Source organism: Cryobacterium sp. MDB1-18-1 (genome assembly GCF_004402735.1).
Lineage (GTDB): Bacteria > Actinomycetota > Actinomycetes > Actinomycetales > Microbacteriaceae > Cryobacterium > Cryobacterium glucosi.
In genome coordinates this window covers 1-23,799 of sequence record NZ_SOFR01000021.1, presented here as the reverse complement: position 1 = coordinate 23,799, position 23,799 = coordinate 1, and the positions used below count along the sequence as shown (strand labels likewise).

Below are 23,799 nucleotides of genomic sequence, written 5' to 3'. Positions count from 1 at the left end.
TCCCAAAACGTTAAACGAACGCTCAAAGGCGACAACGGTCGAGCCATCGACAACACCCCACGGAACTCAGGGTGTTGCTCTCACCACCTGAACTCGCCCGCTCAGGTTACGAGACACTTCTTTGCGCGATGCCTGCATTCATCGCCGGCGTTCGGTGCCCTCGCACCGAACGCTGCACACCGGCCCGAGAGGTCACTTTGGATTACTTAGACCATTTTTGCCTGTTTGCCCGATGACGATCACTGTCACGTATGTTGAACCTGGCGGCGCCGACTTCAACGTGACGTTGGGCGGCGGTTCGAGGTACGGGGACCCGGCTTGGATAGTCACTAACACGTAGGCCCACCCGTCTCTCCCACTGATGACGATGGGGTCCGCGCTGCTTGATCCTGTGGATCCTGTGGCAAATTTTGACTCCGTGGGAAATCCGAATTGTGGGTAGGTCCGGCGGTAGTAATCCAGGAGCGCGGAGGGACTACCTTGAGCGGCGAAGACGGCCGTAACACAGGCGTCCTTCGCTATATTCGGTTCGGAGCTTCCGAGGTACTCGGCTCGGCCGAGCAGATCACCACCGGGTGGAGGATCGTTGAGGATGTGAACCACCCGAATCTGTGCAACTGTTTTCCCCGCGTCGGGCGCGTTGAACGAGCAGCCCGCCACCCCGAGCACCACGGCCACGCCGACACCGAACACGACGCCTAACCTCACGTAACCACGCATGTTCAGACCTCCGCTCGAGTGACGATTCATGCTGTGATCTCAGTTCCCGACGCTCTTACGCAGAGCCGTGGTGTTCACGCAGCGAACAACGATCGCGGTGCTCGATCCACAGCCGCGGCTACTTTCTAGCAGTGCACAAGGAACTCAAACCAGCCCCCAAGAAAGGGCAACCGATTCAGAACCTCGCAAATGTCGATCGCCACGCAGAACAAGAGAACCAGTCAAATCTCCACCCTCCTCAACGACCCATCCCACATAGGCGTAAGCCGGACGGACAGCGCGACAAATCAGCGAGCATGGTCTCAGGAGGATCGAACCGCGGGGAGCCGTATGATCCGATCCGGGCAAAGCTACGATGAAACCATGACCATCGAAGACACCGGTCCCCGTCCTCAAGCATTCGATCTGGAGACCGAGACCCTCAAGAACCCGAACTACCGCACCGTGGCTTGGAGTGGCACCTACCTGCAGGTCACCCTCATGTCGATCCCGGTCAACGGGGTCATCGGACTAGAAAAGCACCCTGACACCGACCAGTTCATTCGGCTCGACCGCGGCCGTGGCCGCGCCCAGATGGGACCAAGCAAGAACGAACTGACCTTCGACCAAGAGGTAACCGACGGGTGGTGCGTCATCGTTCCGGCCGGCAGCTGGCACAACGTCACCAACATCGGCGACGAGCCCATGCAGGTCTATACCATCTACGCGCCCCAACACCACAAGCCGGGCAAAGTTCACCAGACCAAGGCGATCGCCGACGCCGACACCGACGATGCACCCGCCGACTGGTCCGTTCAACCAGAACCCGTCGCTGACCAACACGCCTGAACGGAGCCGCCCGACCAGGACCCCCGCCGTCATCGCGTTGACGGCAGCTACGCTCGCCAGCGCCTGCCCCGAGAAGCGTAAGTGCGATTGCTGCCGGCGGCGTGCGCGTTGGGGGCAAGGATCGCGCACGGCTGCGCCGGCGAACTCGCTATCATCACGGGCGCCGAACTCGCGATGATGACCGATACCACAGCCCTCGGACACGCCCCGCTCGGCCTCGCCGTATTCAACCGGGTGGCCCGGACGACAACGCCCGAATCTGTAACCTGGGTGAAGGACAGCGGCCGCGCCGATGCTGTTCGGTAGGGGAACCCCCTACGGGACGGGATTTTGAGTGCTTGCCAGCGGGAGATTTGTCCGCTCTGGCTAGAATGTGGTTGACGCATACGCGTTCCGGGGGATGCGCCTATCGGGGTGCCTCGTCAGGTTCGATTTCCTGAATCCTCCACCAAGAGCCACTCTTCGCTGCGAAACAGAACGGCTGTATCACCGCCCCGGCAGCGCAACGCCTTGCGGGCGATTATTCGTGAACGCCAGCTTCGGCTGTTCGGAGTTTGCTCACGGGTCGGATCATCGCCATGCGCGGCCAGGCTTCGAGCCCTCGCGCAGCTTCTGTATCCATTCGAGCGCCCATCGCCGCGCCCCAGTCACCTGGCAGGAAAGCACGGAAGCCGAGGCGCTCGTAGTATGGCGCGTTCCACGGAACGTCTCGGAATGTGGTCAGTGTCACAGCGGGAAGTCCGCGTACCCGTGCCCAAGAGTCAGCCACGACAATCAGTTGCGCTCCGATTCCCTGACGCGCATGCTCCGGGTGGACCGTGACCTGCTCAATATGGGCAGCTCCGTCAACCTGCTCGAGGAGCAAGTAGGCGACGATCACACCGTCGACCAGCCACACAAACGCTCCACGGTCCGTGACGAAGCGCTGGAAATCCTGCCTGCTGATCGGTTGATCATCGGCGACTATCGCCATGTTGATGTTGCGGAACGACTCTCCGGCGGCTCGCTCGATCTCGGTGATCCGGAAGTGGTCCTCGAGACTGGAAAGATGTCGCACCTTTCGATCCTCCCACTCCAGCTCAGGACCTACCCGCACGGGAACCCCCAACGGGCGACGGGTGAGTCGGTCGAGAGGTAAATTCGGAGATGTGACCAGTCGCAATGGACGAATCGCGCTGATCACCGTCGGCGTGATCGCTTTGATCCTTGGTGGAGTGTGGGCCGGGCAGGGCATGAATCCAATCCCGGGGACACAACAGGTAGCCGCATGTGGCTTTCCATCGGGCTCATCATCGCCATCATCGCCATCGTCGGCATCGTCGGCATCGTCGGCATCATCCTGATTGTGCTCGGCCTACGCCGGCCAGGGCACGGCGGCACGAGCAGGTGAGACTCCAACTATCGCGAGCCTAGATGGTGCTCTGACGCACGCTCGACGAACCCTCACGGGTCGCCTTTGGCGGATCGCGCGCTAGCTTTCAGGCGAGTCATCCTGAGACTTGTCCGGCGCGAATTTCTGCAGATAGCGGCGACGGCAGTAATAGATGAGCGCCGCTAGCCCCCAGATGAACTGCATGGCACCGAGTACCAACATGGATACGTCGCCCGGCTCGCCCTCCCCCTACGTGTCAGGGTGAGTTGAGGCCAGTAGCTCAGAGCAAGTCCGCCGTTTGACGTAGGGCGAGAATCAGGAAGTCCCGATCATGTCCAGTGCGTCTTTGATCGTCGTGCGCGACGATAGTTTGATGAGTAAGAACAGCAGTCCCGGTCCGCGCGCGGGTGGTCCAACAGCCAGGCGGTCGTTCACGCCCGCGCAGAAGCTGGACCACCTGGCCGCGTATGAGGACGCAACCACGCGGAACGGGGGCGGCGCGTATCTGCGGGAGCAGGGCATCTATTCTTCGCAGCTCACCGAGTGGCGCAAGCTCCGCGACGCGGGCGTCCTGCAGGGCAAGAAAGCGGGCGACAAGATCGGCCGGCTCACGCCCGAGCAGGCCGAGATCGCCAGGCTTCGCCGCCAGCTCGATGTCACCGAGCGGCGTCTGGCCACGACCGGGGTGGCGTTGGAGATCATGTCAAAAATGCACGAGCTACTCGAAAACTTGTCGAAGAGCTCGCGGGACGAAACACCGCAGACGAAACCGTGATGACCACCTACCGAGGACTGACCCGCCAGGGCGTCTCCACCCGCAAGGCCGCGGTCCTGGTCGGGTTGCCGCGCTCGACGGCGACCCGAGTACCGCGCATCCCGGCCGCTGGACCGGCGCTGGTGCCGGCAAACAAGCTCGGTGTCCTCGAGCGGGCGCGGATCCTGGCGGTGGTGAACTCGCCCCGGTTCGTGGACTTGCCGCCGATCCAGATCTACGCGCAGCTGCTGGACGAGGGCGTGTATTTGGCGTCGATCTCCACGATTTACAGGGTCCTGGCCGAGAACAAGCAGGTCAAGGAACGCCGCCGCCTGGCCCGGCATCCGGCCCGGGCGATCCCGGAACTGGTCGCCACCGCCCCCGGCCAGGTGTTCACGTGGGATATTACGAAGCTGGCGGGCCCGATCAAGGGCAAGTACTTTGATTGCTACGTGATGATCGATATTTTCTCCCTCTACATCGTCGGCGCGAAGGTCCACCCGGCCGAGTCCGCGGTCCTGGCCGCGGAGATGATGACGGAAACCTTCGGTATCCACGGCACCCCGCAGGTCGTCCACGCGGACCGGGGCACGTCGATGACGAGCAAGACCGTCGCCGCGTTGTTATCGGATCTGGAGGTCACTAAGTCGCACTCCCGGCCCCGGGTCAGCAACGACAACCCGTACTCGGAGGCGTGGTTCAAAACCTTGAAGTTCGCCCCGGTGTTCCCGGAACGCTTCGCGAGCCTCGGCGACGCGAGACGGTTCATGGACGCCTTCGTCGAGGGTTACAACCACACCCACCGCCACACCGGCATCGGGCTGAACACGCCCGCTGACGTCCACTACGGCCTCGCAGCCGGCAAAGCCGCCGAGAGGTCCGCGACCCTGGCTCAAGCCCGGGCCAGGAACCCGGAACGCTTCAGCACCAGCGTCGATCCCAAGATCCTCGTCACCCCTGACGCGGCCTGGATCAACAAGCCTGCCGAAGCACAAGAAGACGAGCCGAAACTAGCCGCCTAAACTCACGCTGGCCCCATCCACCTTGACAAATTCCGGCTTGATGGAGGAAAGAAGAGAGCGGCGCAACCGTTGACACGGGGTCCGTCGCCAGCACTGTATGCATCCGCCAGACGAAAGACACTTCTTAGCTCGCTGTAAGTCCAGTCATCGAGTCGCAGGAGGTGGCGCATCCCTAAACGATAGAGCGACCGACGGCAATCGCACGGCGCACGCGCTGACGCAGGTCCGTCGTGCGATAGAGAGAAGCTCAATTCGATCCTCGTCGAGGCGAAACAGGACATTGGTCACCGAGCAATGAGGATGGATGACGGCGCTCAGCGAAATTCCCCAGTCGTGCTCATCGAAGCTCCCCAGGTCGCGGGGTTAGGTTAGCGGAAGTTTGTGCCCGTTGTCACGCGGCGGAGCTCGTTGGATTGGGCGGCGTGGTTGCGGAGCCGGTAGGAGCCGCCGTCGAGGGTGACGACGACGGATCGGTGCAGGAGCCGGTCGAGCATCGCGGCGGCGACGGTGGTGTCGCCGAGGATCTCGCCCCAGGCGCCGACGGGCCGGTTCGTGGTGATCACGATCGATGTTTTGAGGTAGCGCTGGTTGATGACTTGAAACAGTGCCGACGCGGCCTCGGCGGGCAGCGGAAGGTAGCCCAGTTCGTCAACTTATGCAGACATCTGCATAAGTTGACTTATGCCGACTCCGTGATTATGCCGATGTCGCCGCGACTACTCTCCAATATCGTTGATAGCGCTGGTATTTTCCGCAGGACCCCGGAGAGATAGTCGGCATAATTCCGGCGTCGTTGGAAGCTGTTCCCGAGGAGGCATCGTGCTTCCAGATGAGGAACGAACTGATGCCTGGAACACGCAGAAAAGCCGGCGCGATGGCGCCCTACATCGCCGCCGTCGATGCGAAGTTGGCCGCGGCCGGCTACACGCCGGGCACGAGGCTGGGCCTGTTGAAGATCGTCGGCGATGTCGGCCGCTGGCTGGAGACGGAACGGCTGACGGTCGCGGATTTTGACGAGTCGGCCGTCGCGTCTTTCCGCGCCGCGCGGGCCGGTGAGGGATTCACTCAGAAACTCTTTGGCCGCTGCTTCACTTTGATGTTCGAGGTGCTGCGGGAGGACGGGGTACTTGCGCCGCCTCCCACTGCGGTGGTCTCTCCGCTGGAGGCTCTGCTGGCGGCCTATCGTCAGTGGTTGGTCCACGACAAAGACCTGGCGGCGATGACGGTGCTCCGCTATGAGAACCTGGCGCGGCGATTCCTGCAGATCGGTCAGCCCGCAGGAGAGCTGCTTGACACCACGATCCTGTCCGGTGCCGAGATCTCGGCATTTATCCTGTCAGAGAGTGGACGGGTGAGTCTCGGGTCCGCGCGCGGCCGGGTCGCGGAGATGCGCTCGCTGCTGCGCTACCTCTACCTCACGGACCGGACCCGCTGGGATCTGGCGGGATGTGTTCCCTCGGTTGCCGGTTGGCGCGACGCGCACCTGCCAGTGTCGCTGAGCGCCGGGCAGGTAGAGGCGATGGTGGACAGCTGCGATCGCAGTACCAGCACCGGCCGCCGGGACCGGGCGATCATGCTGCTGTTGGCCCGGCTGGGACTTCGGTCGATCGAGGTCGCCCGGCTGCGCCTGGACGACGTCGATTGGCGCGCCGGGGAGCTCACGGTCCGCGGCAAGGCCCGCCGCCGTGACCTGATGCCCCTGCCCGTCGATGCGGGAGAAGCGCTGGCGGACTACCTCCACGGGGGCCGGCCGTCGTCGCCGCACCGGGAGGTGTTCATCACCGAACGCGCCCCACGCAAACCGATCCCGGCGGACCTGGTCGGTGACGTTGTGCGCCGGGCAGCTCGCCGGGCCAATTGCCCGGACGCGAAGGCACACCGACTGCGGCATGCGCTGGCGACAGAGATGCTGGCGAAAGACATCCCCCTGGTGGACATCGGGCAGGTGCTGCGGCACCGGGATCTGGCCACCACTGCCATCTACGCGAAGGTCGACATTGACTCCCTACGCGGCATCGCCCAGGACTGGCCGGGGCAGAACTCATGACGACACTCACAAAATCCTTGGACGACTACCTGCGGCTGCGACGGAACCTGGGCTATCAGTTGGCTGACGCGGCGAGGCTTCTTCCCCGGTTCGTCGCGTGGATGAACGCCAATGAGCAACCGACGGTCACTATCGCCAACACCATCGCCTGGGTTGAAACTGTGTCGGCCGAACCGGGCAGCACTGTCTGGCCGCGCCGAATGACGGCCGTTCGCGGCTTCGCCCGCTACCTCTCCGGCATCGATCCCGCGACAGAAGTCCCACCAATCGGGTTGTTCCCCTCCCGCCGGCGCTGGAGGACACCATTCATCTATTCTGCCGACGACATCACAGCCCTGATGAACCACGCGCATCACGACTTGGATTCGCGACTGCCTGCGGCGACGTATTCCACCCTGATCGGGCTGCTGTCGGTGACGGGGCTACGCATCGGGGAAGCGATCCGGCTGGATCGGGCCGACGTTGACCTCGCTGCCGGCGTCCTCCTTGTCCGGCAGTCGAAGTTCATGAAGACCCGCAAGGTTCCCGTGCTCTCCAGCACCGTTGCTGCACTGCGCACATACGCCGCTCAGCGCGACACGCACCTCCCGGCGCCGTCCACCGCGAGTTTCTTCGTGACGGTGACGGGAAAGCGGCTGCTCTATCCCGTGGTCCAAACTGTCTTCCACAGCCTGTGTTCCGAGACGGGGATCGGCGTCGGAGCGGCCCGCGGTCCCCACCTGCACGACCTGCGTCACACTTTCGCGGTCACCACGTTGGTCAACTGGTATCGCACCGGCGCCGACGTCCACGCGCGACTGCCTTACCTCTCCACCTATCTCGGGCACCGCGATCCCCGGTTCACCTACTGGTATCTCTCCGCTGCGCCAGAACTGCTCGCCCTGGCCGCTGAACGCCTCGAGCCTGGCGATGGGCAGGTGCAGCCATGACGGCGATCACGGCGACGGTCCAGATGTTCTTCAGCGACCGTCTGGCCAAACAGCGCCAAGCCAGCGGCCACACCGTCGCCGCCTACCGCGACACGCTGCGGCTGCTGTTCGCCTTCGTCCAGTCCACGACGGGGAAGCTGCCCTCGCACCTGGACTGGTCGGATCTCGACCAGGGCATGATCAGCGCGTTTCTGGACCATCTGGAGACCAGCCGGCACAACAGCGCCCGCACACGCAATGCCCGCCTGGGCGCGCTGCGGTCGCTATTCCGCTACGCCGCGCTGCAACACCCCGAACACGCGGACGTCATCGCCCGGGTGCTGGCGATTCCGCCGAAGAGGTTCGACAAAGCTACGGTGTCCTACCTCACCGCCGAGGAGGTCGACGCTCTGTTGGCTGCCCCAGACCTCACCACCTGGGAGGGCCGCCGCGACCACACCTGGCTGATGCTCTGCATCCAGACCGGGTTGCGGGTGTCGGAGCTGACCGGGTTGAACTGCGCCGACATCAGCTGCGGCACCGGCTCGAACGTCCGCTGCCACGGGAAGGGACGCAAAGACCGCGCCATCCCGCTCACCGCAGCAACCGAAGCGGCGGTCCGCTACTGGCTACGCGAGAGAGCCGGCTTGCCGACCGATCCGCTGTTCTGCACCCGCACCGGTCGACGACTCACCCGCGATGCCATCGAACACAGACTGGCCGCCCACCACGCCGCGGCCGTCCTGACCTGCGGCACATTGCAGTCCAAGAAGCTCTCACCCCACACATTGCGGCACACCACCGCGATGACGTTGCTGCACGCGGGAGTGGACACCACCGTCATCGCGCTCTGGCTGGGCCACGCCGACACCCGGTCCACGGATCCTTACATTCACGCCGACATGACGATCAAGGAACGCGCACTGGCCAAAACAACCCCGGTGTCATCGCCGCCAGGTCGGTATCGCCCCGCCGACAGCCTCCTCGCGTTCCTGGAAGGGCTGTGATTATGCCGACCTCCACGCAGCCGACCGCAGGTCACAGGCCAGGAAAACACTAGGCTCCGGGGCCGCCGTCCTACCCGCCTCGGCATAATCACGGAGTCGGCATAAGTCAACTTATGCAGACATCTGCATAAGTTGACGAGGTCGGCTACATCCCCTTCGACCAGGACGCCGCGAACCTGTTCTTCCAGCTTGTGTCTTCCCGCTACGAACACGCCTCGCTGATCATGACGAGCAACCTGCCCTTCGCCCGCTGGGGCGACGTGTTCGGCGACCTCACGATCGCCTCCGCGATGATCGACCGCATCGTTCACCACGCCGACGTAATCAGCCTCAAAGGCAACAGTTACCGGCTCAAGCAACACCAACCCGCCGCGACTACGGCACACTAGAACAACACGAGAGTGGCCCTGTTTTCAGTTGGCAGAAGTGGCCCTGTTTTCAGTCGGCGTTAACAACCTGGTGTAAGGCGAAACCGTAGGACGGGCCACATCCGGGCACGGTTCAGTCAGAGTAGTCTGCAAAGCTCGCCAACGCCCTATCGAAGCTGCAATAAGTACGCCATTCCGGAAAACGTCCGGGACGGATCACACTGAATGCTTCACCACACTGGCAAACGAAGCCCCAGAATGCCGCAGGGCTCTGCTCTTCGAACGAACGCCCACTGACCCGCCATTCGGTGGCCGAGACCTGTACAACTTTCAGATCCTCGAATCCGCCGGATTCCACACTGTGTTGCATAATGCGTCCTCCACGCTGAGTCCACTAATACGCTCTCAGTATCCGCCCAGCCGCCGCGAAACGCGAGCTATCGTCATGGCTCCCGAACCAATCGGAGCCCGCGGGCCTCTGCATATTCCTCCGCCGCGAGACAATGACATCAGCGTCGTCCGATCTCACGTCCCCTGAACTGACTTCCGGGGTGGTGCCGGTCAAATCAGCCGAAGTACGGGCGCCGGCGTGATTCGCAAGCCGCTCGTCACGCCAGAGGACACTCAGTGCGTGCTGTTCACCGTTCTCGCCCGGTGGAACACTTCCGCCATCTCGGAAATCGGCGTGCAGCTGTCCTTCGCGGCAGAATCTGCGTTCATCGCCGCGGCCCTTGCCTGCATACTCGTGACCCTGCCACTGAATCGCCGTCTTCGCGAAAGCGTCAGCCGGGACCTCGGACGATTGAGAAAGATGGGCAAGGTAGTGCTGCGCGGCAAGCAACTAGAGCTCGATCACGACGAGCAGGTCGCTGCGGCCAAATACGCGGTGCTGATTTCGATAGTCATTCCCTTCCAACTCGCTTACATCACGCTGCTCTATGCCGGCCTAAAAATCCAGCAGGCACAGTCCCTCGTGTCGGGAACCCGATCGGAGTTTTCGAGCGGGCGCGAAGAAACGGCGGCCAGACGAGGGTTCCGTTTCCGATGGGATCTGCGTCTGTGGCCACTCGGGCGTGAAGCGCCACTGTTTTATGCCCGCGTGCGCATCAACGTATCCGTCCGCTCGTCGAGGAGGGTGTGCAGGCCAGTTCCTGCTACCAAAGCCATTGGGTCCAAGCTTCAGCTGTCGCTTCGGCTGGTTAGTTTCCGTTGAGGGTGTACCAGATGCCGTATGCGCCGGCGACGCACATGATTGCGGTGGCGGTCCATCCCATTGTTGCGGCGAGTTTGCCGTTTCGGTATTTGCCCATGATTGTGGCGTCGCGGGAGATGAGCATCATCACGATCAGGAACGGGCCGGCGGCGATGCCGTTCACGATCGCGGAGAGAACGAGAAGTCCGATCGGGTCGGTGGAGACGATAGCGAGGATGGTGCCGGCGATGATACCAACGCCGAGGAGGGCGTAGAACAGGGGTGCTCTCCGGGGGGACCGGTCAAGACCCCAGTTCTTGTTCAAAAGCCCTGCCATCCCCGCAGCACCGGATGCGGCGAGCACGGGCACCGCGAGTACCCCAGATCCGATGAAACCCAGAGCGAAGAGGATACCGGCGTAGTTGCCGGCAATTGGTTCGAGTGCTTGGGCTGCCTCGGCTGCGCTGGTGACGGGGGTGTTGTGTGCGCCGAGGGTGGCTGCGGAGGAGGCAATGATGGCGAACATGATCAGCACACTAAACGCCATCCCGGTGAACACGTCCACTCGTCCATTGCGTAGCCGCCGGACCGCTTCCGGCCTTGGCCTCTCGTCCAGGGCCGGCGCGTGATCGCCGCCACGTTTTTCGGCGCGGAGTTCCTCGATGCGTTGCGCGGACTGCCAGAAGAACATGTACGGCGAGATGGTGGTACCCAAGACCCCCACGATCAAACCGAAGTACGCCGGAGAGAACTGGACCTGCCCGCCGATGAGGCCACGGGCAACGTCGGCCCAATCCACGTTGGAAACGAAGAGGACTCCGACGTAGACCAGAAGAACCATGCACAACCATTTGAAGATCCGGCCGATCATCGCGAAGGACCCCGCCGTCACTGCCACCACAATGGCAATACCGGCGATCGCGGACCACAGAAACGCAGGTCCCGCGTGCAGCAGGTTCATGCCCTGACCGATCGCATTCAGGTCCGCGGCCAGGTTCAGACAATTCGCAATGATCAGCAAGGCCACAAGAATCCCGATCGCAACCCGGAATCCGCGGCTAAAGCGTCGACGAATCAGCGCGCCAAGGCTCTGCCCGGTGGCTAGGGCCATCCGGTCACAAATCTCCTGCACAGCCATCATCAACGGAAGCGTTAAAGGGACCGTCCACAACATGCTGTTGCCATACGTCGCGCCGGCCTGAGAATACGTCGCGATCCCTGACGGGTCGTCATCGGCGGCACCCGTAACCAAACCCGGACCAAGGAGTCCGAAAAAACGTGAAACGGGGTTTCTCTTTCCCTTTCCCTGACCGGTCCGATCCGAGCCAATGCCCGCGCCCGGCAGGACACTTTCAGGCAATTCCTCGACCGTCATAGCGTTCCTCACGTCAGCGATTAAATCCGGGCAGCGCCGAGGTGGCCAAGGCATGCCATGGTTACAGTACCGTGCCGGTGAGTCCGGCCACCTTCGTCGGTGTGTATTTCGGAATGCAGGCGCGCTGCGGCAGTGTCGCTGTCCGGTCAGCGTGGGACCGCGGAGGAGATGTAATCGGCTGACGGCCCCGATGATTGCGGCAAGACAACAGCGGCCAAAGCGATGGCCAAAGTGTGGAGCGCCACGGTGCGTTCCGCGGAGTGAGATGTGGTTTACTCGGCTTATGTCGGATCCGGGCAAGCGGGAGCCTCTAGAGTCGCATTCTGATGAGCCCCATCAGGGTGGGGGCCTGTCGACCCGGCTGAACTGGTTGCGCGCGGGAGTGCTGGGGGCCAATGACGGCATCGTGTCAGTGGCGGCGATTGTGGTCGGGGTAGCTGGTGCAACCCACGTGGTCGGACCTATTCTGACTGCTGGCGTTGCGGCGCTCATGGGCGGCGCGGTTTCAATGGCTTTGGGCGAATATGTGTCTGTGAGCAGCCAGCGTGACAGTGAACGGGCGTTGATTGCGACGGAGAAACGCGAACTCACTGAAACGCCGGAGCAAGAACTGGAGGAACTCGCGGGCATGCACCAAGCGCGGGGCTTGTCCCCTGAAACTGCGCGACAAGTGGCGGGAGAGTTGACCGAACATGATGCCTTGGCGGCGCATCTCGCGATTGAGCTAAACATCGACGAGAACGATGTTGCAAGCCCATGGAACGCTGCATTGGCGTCGGCTGTCGCGTTCATTTGTGGTGGGATCATTCCCCTGGCAGCGATCTTGCTCCCACCTGACGCATGGAGGGTGCCGGTCACATTCCTGGCCGTGCTCCTCGTTCTCGCCATTTCAGGGGCACTTGCAGGTCACCTGGGAGGCAGCTCCCGAGGACGGGCCACGTTCAGGATGGTCCTAGGCGGCGCGCTGGCACTGCTGTCCACGTTCGTAATCGGCTTGCTCTTGGGCTCCTCGGGTACCACATAGCCGCCCACCCCTCAAACGTGGCAAGGACCGGACCGGACCCACCAAACACCCTCCTGCGGACGACGCGGAACTCTCGCCGCACGACCTCATCCGTGACCGCGGGGAGGACGGGAGTCACGACATTTCCGTTGCACATCCCGGACAACAAAATTGGGTGGCTCAAAATCGGAGATGCTTTCCACTGTTTTCGGAACGAGCACGGGATACCGGGCTACGATTTTCGTCATGGACGCAAGAGCGGGACGGTTCACGAAGAAAGCCTGGTTCGGGCCCAAGAAATACGTTGGTTGGGGATGGCGGATACTCAGCTGGAAAGGAGCCGTCGCGTCTGCAGCCTTCGTGGCCCTAATTGTGGTCTCCGGGATTGCTTTCAGAGGCTCTGTGGCAGGGGCGCTCATCGTCGTTGGGTTGATCGGCGCATTCTTGGTAGTCGCCTGGCTAACCGGCACTCCGCCGGGCGGTCCATCATCTGATCAGTCCTCAACGCCCGCGCCACCCACCAACGGATAAGCCATAGCCCCCTGGTGGGACGACTCAACGATGAGGCGTTTGCGGCTCTATCCGCCGACGGGTGCCTATACCCACATGGAGCCAGGAACCTTCTTCGCCAAGTACATAGCGGTGTCGGCGTCATCGAGCAATGCCGCTGGGTCTGTTGTGGCAGAATCCGTCACGGCGAAACCAATGCTCACGTGCACAGGCATGAACCAGCCCTGGACGTCCCATGGCTTGGTGGTAGCGGCCACGACCCGAGCCGCCAACTGTTCGGCATCACCGACACCGCCGAAGTTTTCGCAGAGGATCACGAACTCATCCCCACCAAAGCGCGCCACCGTATCGATGGGGCGCAACACGCTGGACAGTCTCCTCCCCAGCTCGATAAGGACCTCGTCGCCCCCACCGTGCCCGAGAGTGTCGTTGATGATCTTGAAGTCGTCGATGTCGAGGTACATCACGCACACCATTCCGCCGTTGCGCTCAAGTCTGGCCAGCGCACCTGCGAGGCGGTCCCCGTAAAGGGCACGGTTGGGCAACCCGGTCAGCGCGTCCGTGCGGGCCGAGCGGCGCAGTGCGAGCACAGACCCAGCCAGTTTCCCCTGGTAACGAAGAATGTCCAGGACGTCAGCAGAGAACACCCGCGCATGATGGTCGAAGATTGCCACGCTACCCAGAACCACGCCGTTATCGACAAGCGGGACGCCCGCGTATGAACCGATGACGCCGCTAAGTACCATCGGGTTCTGGCAGTAGACGGGATGCGCAGCGGCATCGGAGACCATCGTGGCCCGACCCGTGTCAACTACCTCCGCACAAAAGGACAGTGCGTCCGGCACTGACGTGCATTCTGCCCCGACACCAACTTCCGCCGCGTAAGTTTGCCGGTCCGCTCTGACGATGTTCACGACGACCATCGGTACCGAGCAAGCCAGGCGCAAGGTGGCAACCACCGCGTCCAGATCAGGGTCAGCGATGGACCCGTGCAGGTCTGCGTCGGCGACAGCCTTGAGCCGGCGCACATCACGCACCCCTGTGATCACACCATCGAATCGGTCCGAGTCATCAAGGGGCAATGCCACTGACGTTGTCACGGCGAAATCCTCCGGTTCACCGAGGCTCACCCGGACACTCCTGGTCGATCTTCACGAACCCCAATTCTACGACTTTGGATGAAACCCGGTGAAATGCGACGACATACTCCCGCGAGGCGGTCAATCGGCTGCCAAACTGGCACAAAGAATCTCCAATCTGCCGTTATGGCAACATCGTTTGGGTAAGGCAGCGTGTACTTTTTTCACCTATCAGCGCTGAGTGTCCCGAAATTTCAAAGGAGAGATTTGTGACCGAAGAAAGCCCAACCAAGAACCGTGGTCTGGAAGTCCGTTCCATCGACTACGTGCCCAAAAACGAGCGGCACGGCAAGGTCTGGCACATCGGGCCGCTCTGGTTCATGTGCAACGCTCAGATCGCGACCCTCGCGATCGGAGTCGTAAGTTTCGCGGCCGGCGGAAACTTGGTCTGGTCGCTCATCGCGATCACCATCGGGCTGGTCATCGGCACCGTGTTCATGGCGGCCCATTCATCGCAGGGCCCGAAGCTCGGTCTGCCGCAAATGATCCAGTCGCGACCGCAGTTCGGCTACGTTGGCGCCCTCCTCGTGTGGCTCTTCGCCTTCCTCCAGTACGCCGGTTTCAACGTGTTCAACACGGTCCTCGCAGGCAACGCGATCAGCGGGGCGTTGCATTCCGACCCGGTGGTTTCTCCGTTCTGGTTCTGGGCAGTCACCATCGTCGGCGCTGTCGTCGCCCTCTTCGGTTATGACCTCATCCACAAGATGGAGCGCTACCTCACCTACGTCACGGTGGTCGTGCTCGCGCTGCTGACGTTTTCGGCGCTCGTCAACCTGCACCTGCCCGACGGTGCCTTCAATCTCGGCGATTTTAATCCAGTCGCGTTCTTCTCTCAGCTGGGCGTCGTCGCCGGGTACCAGATCTCCTGGGCCATCTACGTCTCCGACTACTCGCGCTACCTGCCCGCCGAAACGCCCAACCGCAGCACCTTCCGCTGGACCTTCTGGGGCAGCGCTATCGGCGGTGCCTGGCTGATCTTCCTCGGTGCGTACCTCGCCGCAGCCGTCGCCGACTTCGATGCCGGCGATCCGATCACCGCGATCCAGGGTGTGGCCGACAGCCTCTTCCCCGGCTTCGGTACGATCGCGCTGCTCGTGATCGCTTTTGGCCTGATCGCGGTCATCGTGCTGAACATGTACGGGGGATCCCTCACCCTCATCTCCTCGATCGACAGCATCCGCAAGGTGCGACCGACCGTCACCGTGCGGATCGTCACCGTCGCGATCACCGCCGGCATCTCCGGCGTCCTGTCTCTCTACGCATCGAGCAACTTCGCGGTCTTCTTCGCTGACTTCCTCCTGCTCGTCTTGTATTTCTTCATCCCGTGGACGGCGATCAACCTCACCGACTACTTCATCGTGCGCAAGGGCCACTATGCGATCACGGAGATCTTCAAGCCCAACGGTATCTACGGTCGTTGGGGCTGGGCGGGCATCACCGCTTACCTGGTCGCGTTTGCGTGCATGACCCCGTTCTTTGACATCTCGGGCTTCTACGTCGGGTTCGTTTCGCAGGCGATGGGCGGCGTCGACGTCGCGCTCTTCGTAGGGCTGCCGATCGGTGCGCTGCTCTACTGGCTGTTCACCAGGAACCTGGACGTCGCGGCCGAACGGCAACTCGCCGACGAGCAGGCCGACGCTCTCGAGCTCGCCTCGCAGGAGCAGGAAGACCTCGCGGGCGCTCTCATCGACTAGGGCCTGACGGGGTGAAACGGCCGGGCCTGTGACCTCCCTGGTCACCGGCCCGGCCCTTTCACGAATGATCACCTCCGGCCGCGATACGGAGCAACACAACGCACGTCGGCCACGAGACAAGGAGTAAGACATGATCCGCATTGCGTGTCGGCAGCTGGCACCGGTCATTCCCGACCTGGCCGGCAACGTCGAACGATCCGTGGCCGCCGTGCGCGAATCGGTGGCGGCAGGCGCCCGACTGGTTGTGCTGCCCGAACTGGTCACCACGGGCTACATGTTCTCCTCGCAGGAGGAGGCCCGGTCCGTCGCCGTGACGACGGACCATCCCGTGTTCGCGCAGTGGGCACTAGCGGTGGCCGGCGTCGACGGCGTCGTCGTCGGCGGCTTCGCCGAACTCGGTGCCGACGGCCTCGTCTACAACAGCCTCGCCGTCGTCGACGGCTCCGGCGTCCTGGGGAGCTACCGCAAGACTCACCTGTGGGATCGGGAGAAGCTCGTCTTCACGCCCGGCTCGGCCGTCCCCCCTGTCGTGGACACCCCGCTCGGCCGGCTTGGCGTCCTCATCTGTTACGACCTGGAGTTCCCCGAGATGACCCGCAGCCTGGCTCTGCGCGGGGCCGAGCTGATCGTCGTGCCCACCAATTGGCCGCGGGAAACCGTACCAGAGGGCGAGCGAGTCCCAGAGGTCACGGTCGCCATGGCTGCCGCATATACCAACCATGTCGGCGTCGTCTGCTGCGATCGCAGCGGCACCGAGCGCGGCCAGGACTGGAACGAGGCGAGCTCCATCATCAACGAGCACGGCTGGGTCGTCGCCACCGCCGACTCGACGGGGATCGCGATGGCCGACCTGGATCTGCTCCGGTCCCGGGACAAGACCATCACGCCGTTGTGCGATGCGTTCGGCGACCGGAGGCCGGAGCTGTATCGCGAGGTCGTCGCACCCCGGTAGACCACCGCCCGGTCGGCTCGGCGATGGTGAACGGCGTCGGTCAGCGGCGGTGGTACGCCGCGAGCAAGGCCCAGAGCTCCGCCCGCCCGGAGAAGGCATCGAGATCCAATTCCAGGATGGCCGCCAGCCGCTGGACCCGGGCGCGTAAGCCGTGGCGGTGAACCCCAAGCGCCCGGGAGGCAGGTCCCCAAAGCGCGTTGTGTTCCAGCCAGACCCATCCACAATTCAACATGTCGCGGCCGTCAGCTTCGCGCAATACCGGGGCGAGGCGGGCAAGTGCCCGGCGTGCGACATCGCCGCGGTCGAGCAGGCCGAGGACGCCCTCGGTATTGCGGTCGGAATGGACTGCCCCCTTGGTGCCGGATCGGAGGGCATGTGCGAGGGCGCGCGTGGCCTGGTCCAGCCCAAATCGGAATTCTGCGTAGACAGCGGGCGCGGAAACGCCCGCTCGCACCCCGACGGAATCGACGAGCTCGCTGATGCGTGACTGGTCGGCTGCCGACACGATGAACACGAACTGGTCGCCTGCGCGGGCGAAGAAGACCCTTCCCTCACCATCCTGGACCGTGCGCTCGAACGACGCCTCGAGAGCGGAGTTAGCGGAGGAACCGACATCGCATGTCACCACCAGGACGGGCTCTGCGGGGAGGGGCTCGGAGACCGCGGCCATCACCTGGTCGGCCGCGTCCGCGTGGCCGGAGACGAGAAGGTGCAACATTTGCTCTCGAATGATGTGCACGCTCCGGTCTGCGGCGTCGTGCTGCTCCAGGGACACCGCCACGAGAGCCAGAGCGGCGGTGACCACCGACTGTGCCGCGGCGTCGAGTACGTCGACGTCGGCCACGGCGAGTGCCCCTCGGATGGCGTTCCGCGAGCCCAGGGTCTGGATGACGGCGTGCCGTTCGCCAAGTCGAACGGCCACGCTTGACCGACGCCCAGAGTTCAGCAGACGCGCCACCTCCGCAACGAGCTCGGCGCTCTGGTGGCTGCCGAGGCTGCCCAACGGGTGCACGGAGGTGACGTTCCCGCCGGAGTCGAACATCACCACCCTGCATTCGAGTTGGCGGGCCAGCTCAGCGAGTACGTTGTGCACTCCCCCGGAACCCAGCGCCGAAAGGGACAAGGACTGTTGCGCCTTGAGCGCCCAGTCATCGCGTGCACTAGCCTCCCGCACGAGCATGTCCGCCGCCCACCGGATGATCGCGATGAACGGGGTTCGGTACGGCACCTCCACGAGCGGAAGTCCGGCCCCAGCGCAGGCGGCGACCAGATACGGTGGAGTGCCCGAGCGGACGACTTCGGTGCCGAAGCCAAGCGCCCTGACCCCGTTCGCAGTCAACCTCCGCACGTAGTCGACGAAAATGCCGGACGAAGCGCCCACCATGAACTGGGTGCCCGTCGTCAGCAGCATCTGGTCGTCGGACAGGAAGGGCGTGGGATCGAGGAGATCCGTGCTCGAGATCCACTGGATCGGCTCGTCGATACTCCCCTCCGCGGTCACGATCGTGACCCCGAGGCTCTGGCGTTGCAGCAGCTGGCGCACGGTGGGAGGCATGAATGCCAAGGCTAGTCCAGAACGTGGCAAGGTCGCCCGGCAGCCCGGCGGAGACGGGCAGCCGCAGGCCCGCATCAAGGTTGCTCGCCGGTCGATCACAGGGGCATCGATTCGTCGACGTCGGCAGGGCACATGCTCCAGACCCTACCGATCTCGTTTTTTAGGCGCCCGGAAATCCACCGGCCGCTCCTCCCCCGCCGATGGGTTCGCCCACCCCTTTCCGACGGGTTCAGTCGCACTCACATCGACCCTCAAACGCAGCACCCTTGACCGTCAAGGTGGATGGGGCCAGGGTGAGTTAAGCGTCTAGTTTGAATTCGCGCTTCGCCTGCCCCTCGGCGAGCGGGGAGATTCGTGTGTGATTACACGCGCAGGGAAGTCGCCCGTCGCAGGTGCAGACCGAGGACGAACGCGAATCTGCTGGACGTTGAACTCCCGTGAGATTGGACCGCGGAATGGGGGCTGTCTTTAGGCTGCGCGGAATCGAGAACACCCCAGCAGTTCAGGGCCGCGTGGTGTAAGGATTTCGTTTGGATTGGCGTCCTCGGCGTATGGATTGCGTAGGTGCTTTCAATAATGAGCAGATGAGCGCGTAGACACATTGGTATGCTCGTGCGCGCAGTATTTCTCCCCTGGCTGATTCTGGTTTCCTGGCGTCCGGTCGTGAGGTGGCGATGAGTGTCGGCCGGGTTTTCTTCGCTAGGCATGGAGTGGCTGGGTTCAACCCTGATTTTTGGCCTGCTGGCACCACCGTGTCGGACGGCGAAGTCTGTGTTTCAGGGCTACCGCTGTCGTTGCTCGTTGAGGCGTGGGGAACCCCGTCGGTGCATAGTGCTCCTGCCGTGATCCCTGCGACGGCAGGTCGCGCGTCCACGTGTAGGTGGACGGCGGTGCTGGTGGTGCGGATCACTGCTCTCGAGTATCTCGGACGCAAGATTCTGGCCGTCGAGACGGATGCGCGGTTGGACAATCTGCGCCTCATCTGGTCAGAGGCGCGACTGCTCAACCGCCCCTCCAGAGCCAAGCACGTCCTCGTTCTGATCGAACGGCACTCACCCCGGCCTGCTGCTCACCCAAGTGACGACGTGCTTGCCGTCCAGTTGCCCGCCGATTTGGAGATCGGTGACCTGCTCGTGATTCCCAGTCGCAGTATCCGGACGACCCCGGCGCTTCACCCCCATCCATTGACCGGAACCGACGTCGGCATTCCCCAAGCACGCTGGAGCCCTGATCCTTCACAGTGACTCCCCGCTCACCCGGTCGCGAAGTAGGCCGGCTTAGCTGACGTGCACGTACGGGCGTCGCTTCGCGTTGGGTTCAGCTTCACGGAGTACTTCCCGGGTGACCGGGGCGATCTCGCCCATTCCGGTGAAGAGGAACTTGAACATATTGGAGATCGGGTTACCTTGAGTCCATTCGAAGTAGATCTCGGGGATCAACCCTGTCTGGTCGCGGATCTCCAGCAGCACGGCAGCGATCGTATTGGGCACGTTGCCGCTAGTCACTTGGAGTATCCGGTAGCCGTGCTTAGCGATCCCACGGACTCGGAGGTCCTCTTCGAAGTCGGACGAGTCCGAGGGATACACCTCGAGGAAGATGATCGGTGAGCCCGGCGGAATGTGTCCGTAACGGCGCTCGTCACGGCTCTTATTGCGATACTCGACCTCGGTGTCCTCGTCGGGTTCGTGGGAGATGATCCGGATGACGTCGTATTCTTCGGCGTCAGTCATCACGAAATCCGTGGCCGGGGCGTCCAGGACGACCGACGTGGCCCGGAGTTCGAAAGAACGGCGCAACCTCGAGACGAGTGAGGTCGTCATGATGCCCAGTATGAAAAGCCCGGCGATTCGGACGCCGTCGGGCCGTTCGATCACGTTCACGACGGTCGTGTAGACGAGAACCGTCGAGATCACGCCGAATCCGATCATGGCCCACCGTTGCTGTTTCCGCCGGGCCGAGAGAGTCACCGCGACCGACGCGGACGTCATCAAAACCAGGACCCCGGTCGCATAGGCGCCGCCCTGCGCATCAACATTGGCCTGGAACACCCACGTGATCAGAAACGCGATCCCGGTGAAGACCAACACGAGCGGCCTGACCGCGGCCGCCCACTGCGGTGCCATTCCATACCGCGGCAAGTAGCGAGGAACCAGGTTCAGCAGGCCCGCCATCGCCGACGCCCCCGCGAACCAGAGGATGCAAATGGTGCTGACGTCGTAGGCGGACCCGAAAACAGGTCCCAGGTACTCGTGGGCCAGATACGCCAGCGCACGCCCGTTCGCCGGGCCGCCCGGCTGGAAGGCCTCTTGCGGAATCAGCAACGTCGTGACCAGGCTCGACGCAATCAGAAACCCGCTCATGATGACCGCGGCGGTGGTCAGAAGCCGTTTGGTGCCGCGAATCCGCCCGACCGGGTTTTCTGGTGTGTCGTTGCGGTCACCCGTGATCTGCGGCATCACGGCAACACCGGTTTCGAACCCGGACATCCCCAAGGCCAGCTTCGGAAAGACAAGCAACGCGATCCCGACCATGACGAATGGATTTCCGTGCTGGGCGGACAGAGCAGCCCACCAGTCGGTGATCACGGCCGCATGTCCAGCGACCTGAACGACGGCGACCACGACCACGACCAGATTCAACGCGAGGTACACCACCACCAGGGTGACCGCGATCCCGATCGCGTCTTTGAACCCACGGAGAAACACACCGCCGAGCAGTGCCACCAGAAAGAGCGTGATCGGGACTTCCTGACCGTGCAGCCAGGCCGGTGCGAAGGGGTTTTCCACCGCGTGAGCCGATGCGTCCGCGGCCGAGAGAGTGATGGTGATCATGAAGTCAGTTGCAGCAAAGCCCAACAGGACCAACACGAAAAGTTTGCCCGCCCACCAAGGCAGGAGCCGTTCGAGCATATGAATCGACCCGGACCCCGCGAAACTCTCCCTCGCCACCCTCCGGTAGACCGGCAGCGCTCCCGCAAGAGTCAGAACGACGAGCACAATCGTCGCGATCGGTGAAAGCAGTCCAGCGGCAAGCGCCGCGATCGCAGGCTGGTAACCGAGCGTTGAGAAGTAGTCAACACCCGTCAGGCACATCACTCGCCACCACGGGTGAGTCCTTTCGACATCAACGGCCAACGGGCCTAAATGACCAGCCCGTCGGTCGACCAGACCCTTCAACATCCACGTCCGAAAGGCAACAACGGATGCGCTACGACTATCCACCCGCATACCCTACGCCCCAAAGCGGTCTCAGGCTGGCGGCTTCTCCGCATTCACGACCTTCAGGATCGCGCCTCGGGATACCCGCAACCAGCAACATCCCGTATCGGGATGTGTCGGTCGAGGAGCACAGCGCTGTTGCCTCGTCAACTGTCACGCATACTGTTGGCTAGCGTTCAACAACGTGAACAGCGTTGACACGCACGCTAGTCGCCATTGCAGTCGCCTTATTTTGGGAGAGCAGAACAGCCGAACGCGGACCGCGTTCAGGTCCCTGCGCGCAGATACGCGTAGACGGTTTCGCGGCTGATCCCGTATTGACGGGCGAGAACAGCCTTCGGCACGCCGGCGGCCACCTTCTCACGCAACTCCGCAGCCCGGACCGCATCCAACGATGGGGCGCGGCCTCGGTACACGCCACGCTTCTGCGCCAGGGCAATACCCTCACGCTGACGTTCACGGATCAGAGACCGCTCGAACTCAGCAAAAGCCCCCATCACGTTCAGGAGCAAGTTCGCCATCGCATTGTCCTCCCCGGTAAAGGAGAGTTGCTCTTTCACGAACTCGACCCGGACCTTCTTCGCCGTGAGCCGGCGCACGATCAAGCGGAGATCCTCCAAATTGCGAGCCAGGCGATCCATCGAATGCACGAGAACAGTATCGCCATCCCTGACGAACTTGATCAACTCCTCCAACGCAGGCCGGTTCAGATCTTTCCCCGACGCCTTGTCCTCGAACACCCGGTCGACGTCGACACCATCCAGTTGACGGACGGTGTTCTGATCGAGGGTGCTGACTCGCACGTATCCAACTCGTTGACCCGTCACGGGGATCTCCTGCCTCTTCTGTCAGGTTGAACTCTAAGACCCCCCATCGAGTGCTGTCAACCAGTCCGAATTAAACCCTATCCTGACAGAATTGCATACTCGCGCTTGACGTCTAGTTGGGGTGTACCCCAAAACGACGAGATGCCTCCGTGCAGACGTGTACCGACATCAATACAGACGACTTCTGCGACCAGGCCTCGCACCCGGGCTGCCAGATACGCCCCGTCCGCGCCTGCTGCGGTTCCGCATCGATATGCTCTGCGGCGGTGATCAACGAGGTCCGGGCGGCCGTGAGCGCCACGTCCAACGCGCCCAGGTGCGCCGCAGGGATCTGATCGGGATCCTTCTCCAACGCAGCAGCCCACACCCGACGGGCGACGCCAACCGCGCCTCCTAGCCAGCACGCCGCAACGACAATCCCGCCCCACGCGAAACCGGGCCGGCTCAGGTACCAGTCCGGACCGCCCACGGGCACAGTCGGCACGTTATCAAAATGCACCGGGCCGCTTGGAACTGCACGGAGCCCTTAACTGACCCACGTATCCACGTCGGGTGTGACGCCCGGGTCTCGGAGGCTCACAGCGAATAGTCGCCCGCTGGAGGCGGTGACGTGCGCACTGACGAGCGCATAGCTACGTGTGCCAGCGAGAGAACACCACGGTTTCGTGCCGTTCAGCCTCCACCCCGCACCCGCGGTACGGGCCTCCGCCGTCAAACGGGTCCCTCCGCTTTCAGCGGCGAAAACACCCCACGTCCCCACGGCCGCGTCTTCGGCGCTGACAAGTGCGGCCGGCTCGAGGCCCGCTTGATTTACAATCGCCAACGCGTCCAAATGCGCTTCGGCGACCCGCGCCGCAGTGAGGTCACAACACGCCAACGTCGCGAGTACTTCGAAATACTCCACCGTCTTGCCCGACCCCGGCCGAGGGACGGTCCCGGACAATTTCACGGCCAACGCAAGCGCACTCTCGGCATTGCCGTTCACCGCCCAGGCCGCATCCGCGTAGTCACGAAGGCTCGTCTCCGCTGCGTGTCCGGCGGGGTGCCGGAGACGTAGGGGCTCGGGTCCGATCATGGGCCGGTCAGGCCCTCCCAGCGGGCCGGGTGGGCGTCTTTTTGGATGGTTTCCGCGGGACCCGGTTTTCAGCGCTGACCATCCACACGAACTGCTCCAGCCTCTCGATGATTCCGTGCAGAATGTCTGCGCTCGTGGGGTCTTCCGCATCGACTGCATCGTGCACAGCACGAATGTTATCGACGGTAACCGTGAGGCGTTCGGTGATCAGAACAACCGTGTCTCCTGTGTCG

At 63.0% G+C, this 23,799-nt stretch carries 20 protein-coding genes and 2 pseudogenes; 13 read left to right on the top strand and 9 right to left on the bottom strand.

Annotated elements, in window-relative coordinates; all coding sequences use genetic code 11:
* Nucleotides 1–192: 192 nt before the first annotated feature.
* Nucleotides 193–720 (bottom strand): hypothetical protein, encoded by a 528-nt coding sequence (locus E3O50_RS06335; protein WP_134450128.1) that lies wholly within the window; start codon nt 718–720, stop codon nt 193–195.
* 363 nt (nt 721–1,083) lie between these two features.
* Here E3O50_RS06335 and E3O50_RS06330 point away from each other — a divergent pair, with 363 nt between their 5' ends.
* Together E3O50_RS06330 and E3O50_RS06325 are read left to right on the top strand one after the other, a co-directional pair.
* Nucleotides 1,084–1,548, top strand: a complete 465-nt coding sequence (locus E3O50_RS06330) for a cupin domain-containing protein (protein ID WP_134450127.1) — start codon at nt 1,084–1,086, stop codon at nt 1,546–1,548.
* Nucleotides 1,549–1,629: 81 nt separating this feature from the next.
* The gene (locus E3O50_RS06325; protein ID WP_134450126.1) at nt 1,630–1,854 is read left to right on the top strand and encodes a hypothetical protein; all 225 of its coding nucleotides are present in this window, start codon (nt 1,630–1,632) and stop codon (nt 1,852–1,854) included.
* Nucleotides 1,855–2,068: 214 nt separating this feature from the next.
* Here the strand turns inward: E3O50_RS06325 and E3O50_RS06320 are convergent, their stop codons facing one another.
* Complete coding sequence (locus E3O50_RS06320; RefSeq protein ID WP_241975219.1) at nt 2,069–2,605, bottom strand: GNAT family N-acetyltransferase; 537 nt, start codon at nt 2,603–2,605, stop codon at nt 2,069–2,071.
* A 210-nt stretch (nt 2,606–2,815) separates the two neighbouring features.
* On the opposite strand from E3O50_RS06320, the gene E3O50_RS19790 reads away from it, so the two are divergent.
* Nucleotides 2,816–2,938 (top strand): hypothetical protein, encoded by a 123-nt coding sequence (locus E3O50_RS19790; protein WP_277870822.1) that lies wholly within the window; start codon nt 2,816–2,818, stop codon nt 2,936–2,938.
* 355 nt (nt 2,939–3,293) lie between these two features.
* Nucleotides 3,294–4,696 (top strand): IS3 family transposase gene (locus tag E3O50_RS06315; RefSeq protein WP_134558220.1). Its coding sequence is split into 2 segments (ribosomal slippage): nt 3,294–3,624 and nt 3,624–4,696, totalling 1,404 coding nucleotides; the frame shifts between segments, so codons are not numbered across the junction.
* Between the two features lie 368 nt (nt 4,697–5,064).
* Here the strand turns inward: E3O50_RS06315 and E3O50_RS06310 are convergent.
* Nucleotides 5,065–5,340 (bottom strand): ATP-binding protein, encoded by a 276-nt coding sequence (locus E3O50_RS06310; RefSeq protein ID WP_277870823.1) that lies wholly within the window; start codon nt 5,338–5,340, stop codon nt 5,065–5,067.
* Between the two features lie 200 nt (nt 5,341–5,540).
* On the opposite strand from E3O50_RS06310, the gene E3O50_RS06305 reads away from it, so the two are divergent.
* The 5 genes and pseudogenes from E3O50_RS06305 (at nt 5,541) to E3O50_RS06285 (ending at nt 10,239) form a co-directional block, all read left to right on the top strand.
* Nucleotides 5,541–6,743 carry a site-specific integrase gene (locus E3O50_RS06305; protein ID WP_134558216.1) on the top strand — a complete coding sequence of 401 codons (1,203 nt, stop codon included), beginning with the start codon at nt 5,541–5,543 and terminating at the stop codon, nt 6,741–6,743.
* Nucleotides 6,740–7,672: a tyrosine-type recombinase/integrase gene (locus E3O50_RS06300; RefSeq protein ID WP_134558217.1), complete on the top strand. Its 933-nt coding sequence runs from the start codon at nt 6,740–6,742 to the stop codon at nt 7,670–7,672. The genes E3O50_RS06305 and E3O50_RS06300 overlap by 4 nt, the downstream gene beginning before the upstream one ends.
* A complete protein-coding gene (locus E3O50_RS06295; protein WP_134558218.1) occupies nt 7,669–8,658 on the top strand; it encodes a tyrosine-type recombinase/integrase in 990 nt (329 codons plus the stop codon). The genes E3O50_RS06300 and E3O50_RS06295 overlap by 4 nt, the downstream gene beginning before the upstream one ends.
* A 131-nt stretch (nt 8,659–8,789) precedes the next feature.
* Nucleotides 8,790–9,047, top strand: a pseudogene (locus E3O50_RS06290) (ATP-binding protein); the annotation flags it as partial.
* Between the two features lie 610 nt (nt 9,048–9,657).
* Nucleotides 9,658–10,239, top strand: coding sequence for a hypothetical protein (locus tag E3O50_RS06285; protein ID WP_134560719.1), 582 nt, complete (start codon nt 9,658–9,660; stop codon nt 10,237–10,239).
* Here the strand turns inward: E3O50_RS06285 and E3O50_RS06280 are convergent.
* Nucleotides 10,226–11,593 (bottom strand): Nramp family divalent metal transporter, encoded by a 1,368-nt coding sequence (locus tag E3O50_RS06280; RefSeq protein WP_166790709.1) that lies wholly within the window; start codon nt 11,591–11,593, stop codon nt 10,226–10,228. The genes E3O50_RS06285 and E3O50_RS06280 overlap by 14 nt on opposite strands.
* Before the next feature lie 283 nt (nt 11,594–11,876).
* On the opposite strand from E3O50_RS06280, the gene E3O50_RS06275 reads away from it, so the two are divergent.
* Nucleotides 11,877–12,617, top strand: coding sequence for a VIT family protein (locus E3O50_RS06275; RefSeq protein ID WP_134560721.1), 741 nt, complete (start codon nt 11,877–11,879; stop codon nt 12,615–12,617).
* Nucleotides 12,618–13,192: 575 nt separating this feature from the next.
* Here the strand turns inward: E3O50_RS06275 and E3O50_RS06270 are convergent.
* Entirely contained in the window at nt 13,193–14,236 is a 1,044-nt protein-coding gene (locus E3O50_RS06270; protein ID WP_134560722.1) for a sensor domain-containing diguanylate cyclase, read from the bottom strand.
* A gap of 218 nt (nt 14,237–14,454) precedes the next feature.
* Here E3O50_RS06270 and E3O50_RS06265 point away from each other — a divergent pair, with 218 nt between their 5' ends.
* Nucleotides 14,455–15,939, top strand: coding sequence for a cytosine permease (locus E3O50_RS06265; protein WP_134560723.1), 1,485 nt, complete (start codon nt 14,455–14,457; stop codon nt 15,937–15,939).
* A gap of 130 nt (nt 15,940–16,069) precedes the next feature.
* Nucleotides 16,070–16,891 (top strand): nitrilase-related carbon-nitrogen hydrolase, encoded by an 822-nt coding sequence (locus E3O50_RS06260; protein ID WP_134560724.1) that lies wholly within the window; start codon nt 16,070–16,072, stop codon nt 16,889–16,891.
* Between the two features lie 40 nt (nt 16,892–16,931).
* Here the strand turns inward: E3O50_RS06260 and E3O50_RS06255 are convergent, their stop codons facing one another.
* Nucleotides 16,932–18,446: a PucR family transcriptional regulator gene (locus E3O50_RS06255; RefSeq protein WP_166790710.1), complete on the bottom strand. Its 1,515-nt coding sequence runs from the start codon at nt 18,444–18,446 to the stop codon at nt 16,932–16,934.
* Nucleotides 18,447–19,156: 710 nt separating this feature from the next.
* Between E3O50_RS06255 and E3O50_RS06250 the strand changes: the two genes are divergently transcribed.
* Nucleotides 19,157–19,690: a hypothetical protein gene (locus tag E3O50_RS06250; RefSeq protein WP_134560726.1), complete on the top strand. Its 534-nt coding sequence runs from the start codon at nt 19,157–19,159 to the stop codon at nt 19,688–19,690.
* Nucleotides 19,691–19,723: 33 nt separating this feature from the next.
* On the opposite strand, the gene E3O50_RS06245 is transcribed toward E3O50_RS06250, so the two are convergent.
* The 3 genes and pseudogenes from E3O50_RS06245 to E3O50_RS19495 form a co-directional block, all read right to left on the bottom strand.
* Entirely contained in the window at nt 19,724–21,625 is a 1,902-nt protein-coding gene (locus E3O50_RS06245) for an amino acid transporter (protein ID WP_241975520.1), read from the bottom strand.
* A gap of 305 nt (nt 21,626–21,930) precedes the next feature.
* Nucleotides 21,931–22,491 (bottom strand): recombinase family protein, encoded by a 561-nt coding sequence (locus E3O50_RS06240; RefSeq protein ID WP_134560728.1) that lies wholly within the window; start codon nt 22,489–22,491, stop codon nt 21,931–21,933.
* Nucleotides 22,492–23,573: 1,082 nt separating this feature from the next.
* A pseudogene (locus tag E3O50_RS19495) lies at nt 23,574–23,799 on the bottom strand (hypothetical protein); the annotation flags it as partial.

What these genes read in the sequence shown, in the direction of transcription:
- E3O50_RS06245 (WP_241975520.1), bottom strand. Translation starts at nt 21,625, where the DNA reads ATGTTGAAGGGTCTGGTCGACCGACGGGCTGGTCATTTAGGCCCGTTG.
- E3O50_RS06330 (WP_134450127.1), top strand. Translation starts at nt 1,084, where the DNA reads ATGACCATCGAAGACACCGGTCCCCGTCCTCAAGCATTCGATCTGGAG.
- E3O50_RS19790 (WP_277870822.1), top strand. Translation starts at nt 2,816, where the DNA reads ATGTGGCTTTCCATCGGGCTCATCATCGCCATCATCGCCATCGTCGGC.
- E3O50_RS06335 (WP_134450128.1), bottom strand. Translation starts at nt 720, where the DNA reads ATGCGTGGTTACGTGAGGTTAGGCGTCGTGTTCGGTGTCGGCGTGGCC.
- E3O50_RS06295 (WP_134558218.1), top strand. Translation starts at nt 7,669, where the DNA reads ATGACGGCGATCACGGCGACGGTCCAGATGTTCTTCAGCGACCGTCTG.
- E3O50_RS06280 (WP_166790709.1), bottom strand. Translation starts at nt 11,593, where the DNA reads ATGACGGTCGAGGAATTGCCTGAAAGTGTCCTGCCGGGCGCGGGCATT.
- E3O50_RS06305 (WP_134558216.1), top strand. Translation starts at nt 5,541, where the DNA reads ATGCCTGGAACACGCAGAAAAGCCGGCGCGATGGCGCCCTACATCGCC.
- E3O50_RS06255 (WP_166790710.1), bottom strand. Translation starts at nt 18,446, where the DNA reads ATGCCTCCCACCGTGCGCCAGCTGCTGCAACGCCAGAGCCTCGGGGTC.
- E3O50_RS06260 (WP_134560724.1), top strand. Translation starts at nt 16,070, where the DNA reads ATGATCCGCATTGCGTGTCGGCAGCTGGCACCGGTCATTCCCGACCTG.
- E3O50_RS06275 (WP_134560721.1), top strand. Translation starts at nt 11,877, where the DNA reads ATGTCGGATCCGGGCAAGCGGGAGCCTCTAGAGTCGCATTCTGATGAG.
- E3O50_RS06300 (WP_134558217.1), top strand. Translation starts at nt 6,740, where the DNA reads ATGACGACACTCACAAAATCCTTGGACGACTACCTGCGGCTGCGACGG.